Source organism: Asticcacaulis sp. (assembly GCF_027484505.1).
Lineage (GTDB): Bacteria > Pseudomonadota > Alphaproteobacteria > Caulobacterales > Caulobacteraceae > Asticcacaulis.
In genome coordinates this window covers 1-4,984 of record NZ_JAIXSV010000098.1, presented here as the reverse complement: position 1 = coordinate 4,984, position 4,984 = coordinate 1, and the positions used below count along the sequence as shown (strand labels likewise).

Annotated in this window: 5 protein-coding genes and 1 pseudogene; 5 read left to right on the top strand and 1 reads right to left on the bottom strand. The window is 60.0% G+C overall.

Going from position 1 to position 4,984, the window contains the following annotated elements:
- From Q0072_RS05890 to Q0072_RS05875, 4 genes and pseudogenes are all read left to right on the top strand, one after another.
- Positions 1 to 371: pseudogene (locus Q0072_RS05890) on the top strand (hypothetical protein); the annotation flags it as partial.
- A 328-nt stretch (positions 372 to 699) separates the two neighbouring features.
- On the top strand, positions 700 to 1,512 hold the full coding sequence (locus Q0072_RS05885; protein WP_298327083.1) for a hypothetical protein: 813 nt from the start codon (positions 700 to 702) through the stop codon (positions 1,510 to 1,512).
- Between the two features lie 5 nt (positions 1,513 to 1,517).
- Entirely contained in the window at positions 1,518 to 2,339 is an 822-nt protein-coding gene (locus tag Q0072_RS05880) for a hypothetical protein (protein WP_298327080.1), read from the top strand.
- A 98-nt stretch (positions 2,340 to 2,437) separates the two neighbouring features.
- A complete protein-coding gene (locus tag Q0072_RS05875; RefSeq protein WP_298327077.1) occupies positions 2,438 to 3,043 on the top strand; it encodes a hypothetical protein in 606 nt (201 codons plus the stop codon).
- 510 nt (positions 3,044 to 3,553) lie between these two features.
- On the opposite strand, the gene Q0072_RS05870 is transcribed toward Q0072_RS05875, so the two are convergent.
- Positions 3,554 to 3,838: a hypothetical protein gene (locus tag Q0072_RS05870; protein ID WP_298327074.1), complete on the bottom strand. Its 285-nt coding sequence runs from the start codon at positions 3,836 to 3,838 to the stop codon at positions 3,554 to 3,556.
- A 62-nt stretch (positions 3,839 to 3,900) separates the two neighbouring features.
- Between Q0072_RS05870 and Q0072_RS05865 the strand changes: the two genes are divergently transcribed.
- Positions 3,901 to 4,984, top strand: a 1,084-nt coding sequence (locus Q0072_RS05865; protein ID WP_298327071.1) for a methyl-accepting chemotaxis protein, incomplete at its 3' end; no start/stop codon positions are given.

Sequence of the window (4,984 nt, the reverse complement as noted above, 5' to 3'; positions counted from 1 at the left end):
GTTCGTCGCGTGACTGGGCCGCCAAGGGCACCCGCCTGCTGGGCGTGTCCGCCGTCGTGGCCGAAAGCTTCGAGCGTATTCACCGCTCCAATCTGGTCGGCATGGGCATCCTGCCGCTCCAGTACCCGGCCGGCGTGAACCGCCACACCCTGAAGCTGGACGGCACCGAAACCTTCGACATCGAAGGCGTGGAAGCCGGGCTGAAGCCGCACATGGACCTGAAGCTGACCATCACCCGCGCCGACGGGTCGAAGGAAGTGGTCAACCTGTTCTGCCGTATCGACACGCTGGACGAGGTCGACTACTTCAAGAATGGCGGCATCCTGCAATACGTCCTGCGCAACCTCGCTGCCCCAGCAGCGGCGGAGTAAGGGTTACTGTTACAACCATCGCCGGGGCGACCCGGCGGTGGGTTGGAGACAAGGAAAAGCCCGGCGGAGCGATCCGCCGGACTTTTTTTGTTGTTGGGGGATGACTGGTTTGCGCCCCAAGGGGGACGTTTGGGAGCCCAATCGCGGAGCCTGAGAGCAGACATAACGGAGCAGGAAAGGCGGGGTATCGGTATTGTATCCCCCGAATTCGGTTATGTGTGAAAGGTCTTTTGATGGCTGAGGTGTAGAATCCCCTTATATCCACACCGCTGGACCATGTCGCTACGTCAAGATATACTTAGCTGCATGGACTGGGTAAATGCAGGCTATGTCAAGCGACGACGACAAGATCACGCTGAAGATTCACGGGCTGGAGGTCGACAACGACCTCGTGCGCGCGGACGTGTTCGTCGAGAAGCTGCGCGCCCTGGTGGATTCGCTCAAGCGGGTCGACCGCATGGAGCACGACAACAAGAAGCGCCACCAGTACATCATCACCGACCTTCAAATCGGTAGCGCGCTCGCCACCATTCGAGAGAAAGAAACTGGCCACCGCAAGCATCCGGTTGTTTCGAGCATAGGTGCCCTGTCTGACCTCGTGTCCTCCGTCTACGACGGGGATGTCGTGTCAGCATTGCAGATTCCTAAGCCGCTGCTCGACAATCTTCTGAAGCTGACCAGCGGCAGCGCAAAGGCTTTCTCCCACGCGGAACTCACCTTCCCGCATGGGCGGATCATCCGCATCGACGAGTTCCTGGCTGATAGGGTCCGCGAGGCTGGCGCCGCCGCGAATGAGAACACTCCGGCCGCCCCCGTGTATTTCCATGGAACGGCGTTCGGGACGTTCGAGGGCGTCCTGCAGGAACTGGATGCGCGCGGCACGCTCCTGCGCGGCAAGCTGATATTGACCGCAGGCGTCGAACTCGACTGCGTGCTGAACAAGGACGAGATTCCGACCGTCCGCGAACAGTTCAATCAGCGGGTTTCAGTGGACGCCACAGCACATTACGATGGGCGCCAGCAACTCCCTGTGCGACTGGAGATTCGTCATGTCAACAGGCTAGACGATTCGGTCGACCTGTCGAAATGGAAGGGCGCTCTCAAGGCTTCCAAGCCTGACGACATGGATGAGGAGTGGTAGGGGGCATGGCAGCAAAGACCCACCTCTTCTGGGATTCGTGCGTATTCTACGCCTATTTCAGCAACAACACTGCGGCCTACGACCTCAGCGGTATCGAGCAATACATCGAGGAGGCCAAGAACGGGGCGGTGGTGATCCACACCTGCTCCGTCTCCCTTGCTGAGGTTGTGCCGAGCGCCTTCGTCGGCGGGAGCCATGGCAGTTTCCAAGATTTCCTGAAGGACTTCCGTGGCACGGTTCGCCTGGTCGACCTCAACCCGAACGTCATGCTGATGGCTGGTCGCCTGAAGGATCTGCCTTATCGGAAGACTGGCGGCACGCGGATGCTTGGCACCGGCGACGCCGTCATGCTGGCCGCCTGTATCCATCTCGTGGAGAACTACGGGGTCGCGGTCGACGCCTTCCACACATGCGACGCGGGGAAGAAGCGCGGCCTGGACGGCGGACGAGGAATGCCATTGCTTGGGTACGAGGAATGGTGCGAAGGGTTCGACGCTACCCAGATGGCTTTGGCCCAGAAAGTCATCGACCTGAAGCGGTGCAACCCGGTGCATCCCACGCCGTCCTTGCTCCACGTCCGGGAGGCGCCCGTCGTCCAGGTGCCGGCTCTGTTGACGCCGCCGCCGGATCAGTCGGCGAAGGAAGACGCCGATATTGTCGAAGAAGGAGGGACCGCCGCAGATGAGGGTACGCCTGCGCCGGTACCGGGAAACGGAGGATCGCCCGACGCCGCCTCACACCCACCGGAAGATGGTGCTAAGGCCGCCGCTGGCAACGATGTGCCTCCGCCGGTAGAGGCTGAGCGGGCAGCAGTCCCGCCGCCCTGACCGGGAGCGTCACTCCCCTGTTCCCTGCCCGGAAGGCAGAGTGATGGGAAGTGCCGCACGTAGTAGGATGGTGGTTGCCTTTGCGGCGGAGGATGATCGTGCCCAAACCTGATTTTCAAAGCCTGCTGAACTCCGAATTCACATGGCCTGAAACGGGAGACAAGCTGTTTGTCTCCCCGGGGCAGACACTGGACGAAGGCACCCTGACACCTCACGCATGGACGCGTCTTGTGCTCATGGCCGACGGTTACCGGGAAGCCGCCGACAAGCTGGTCGACGCCGTCGCCACCGAGTCTTTTCTCCAGAGCACCGTCGTCTACCCGATCATCTTCCTGTATCGGCACTTCCTCGAATTGGAGTTGAAGTACGTGCTGGCAACGTATGGTCGCCACTTCGACCAGGAAGCAGACTGGAATTCGCACAAATTGACGGACCTGTGGAAGAAGGTGCGTCCGATAATAGAGACTGCCCGAAATGGAACAGATGATGGCGGCGCCACCGATGCCGTGGAAGCCTGCGTCAAAGAAATGTCTGCGGCCGACCCAATGTCCTTTTCTTTCCGCTACTCCGTTGAGAAGGGCGGGAAACCGATGGTACTTGCGTTCGAGACCGTCAACCTCGTCAACCTTCGCAACACCATGAAGAAGATATCGAACTACTTCACTGGACTGGACGGGTTATTGGACAGCATGACGAAAGGTTAACGAATTGACATGTTACCAAAATCCTGACCATCCACCGGGTCGGCGCCGACGCCTTCGAGTACGCCTACGGGCGAGCTTCTGACGCTCTGCTATCTTCGATGTGACTATTAATTTTTATAGGCGGCAAATCGTACTCGTCGACACCGACCGGGCTTCCGTCTCGTAGACGACGTCGCCGCCTGCCGGGCATTCAAACGGCAGTCGGCCTCATCTCGAGCCACGATCCAGCCAGGGCCGCCGCAGAACGTGTCGGTGAATCAGGGGACACTATATCCAATTTGAAGATCCGCTTTCCCACTCTGGCGTCCCAAAACCCGCGCGTCCGTTTCCGGCCCCACTGTCGCCAGAGATGGCAGGGCGCAAGTCTGGCCTAACCAGTGAGGAAGCTCAGTTAGCTGCTAGCCGAGAGTGCTAAGCCTGGCTGGGGCCGAGGGACCTGCGCTCACCGATGACGCACCCACCCCACCCTAACCGCTGACTTCCGGGACCGGTTCTGCTACCCTGATACTATCAACGCCACCCATGTGCCTTGCTGCCGCCGACGCCCCGTGCTGTCGGTGCTGAAGGGCCATGGGTGATGAAACAGCCCTTTATTTTGTGTTGCATCATGTTGCACGGGGAGCGGTCGGTGAGGATGGGTACGGACTGCACCTTGCGTCGGGTGCCGATCTGCCGTTGGCCGTTGCCATAAAGGAAATGATGCTTTGCGTATGCTGTCATGGAATTGGCGATGCTGCTGAATAAGGTGCTGGTGGGCTTTTCAAATAAATTTTCACGATTCCTGGTTTCGGGCACTTCTACTTTACCTTCGGCAACTTACATAGCTGGATAATGGCCCTCTAACCGCGCGGTTTATCATGTTAACGATTCTTAAATCCTCCATCCGCGCCCGGTTGGTCGGCGGTTTGATCGTGACCGTTGTGCTGCTGTTCGGCATCGCCGCTATTGCCTGGCATACGAAGCAGCAATTGCAACAGCAGACAGCCACCTATGTCGGTCTCGTCTCGGTTACCGATGACATTCAGGATATTGATTCCCGTATGTGGGCCATGCGGAACACCATCAATATCTGGCTGCGGACATTTGATCCCGCCGTTCTGCCGCAGATTGAACAACGCATCGGGGCGGTGGGGGCGGCCATTGATCAGATGGGGCGCAATGCAGACCCGGCTGTACAGGCCGACCATGCCCGTATCGTCCAACTGTTCGCCGCCTATCAACAGAACTGGGCCAAGGTTCAAGCCTTCGTGGCCGAACGGACCAGCATCGTTACCACCCTGGACAGCAGCGGCCCGGCCCTGCTGTCGGAAACGCAGGCCATTGCCAAGGCCATGATGGACGCGGGCAATGCCCGCGCGTTGGCGGTGGTCAATCTGGCGAGTGATGATCTGCAGCTGGGTCGGTTGACAGGGATGCGCTATCGCTCCACCAGTGCCGAAGCCGATATCCGCAGCGCCATGGGCGGGGTGGAGGCGGCGGTTGCCAAGCTGACCGACATGCGGGCGGCGCTGCCCGAACCGTTCCGTCGCCGCTCTGCGGATCTGATCGCCGGCATGAATGCCTATCGCGACGGCTATCGCCGCCTGGGCGAGATCCAGAGCGCGCGCAACGCCGAGATGGTGGACTTCACCCGCAACGGCAATGCGATCACCGCCATTACGGAGGCGCAGCGCACGAACTTCACCAAACGGTCTGATGAAGCCGAAACGGCCATCGCCGGCAGCATCAACCTGCTGTCCTGGACCTTGATTGCGGTGGCGGCGGGCGGGGCCTTCCTTGTGACGTTGATCAGTCTGCTGGTTGTGCGGTCGGTTTCGCGCACAGTGGGCGATGTCACCAGCAAACTGGAAAGCCTGTCGGCGGGTGACACTGATATGACTTTCCAGGTGCTCCCTGGCAACGGGGATGTGGCCCGACTCAACCGGTCCATGGTTGGACTGC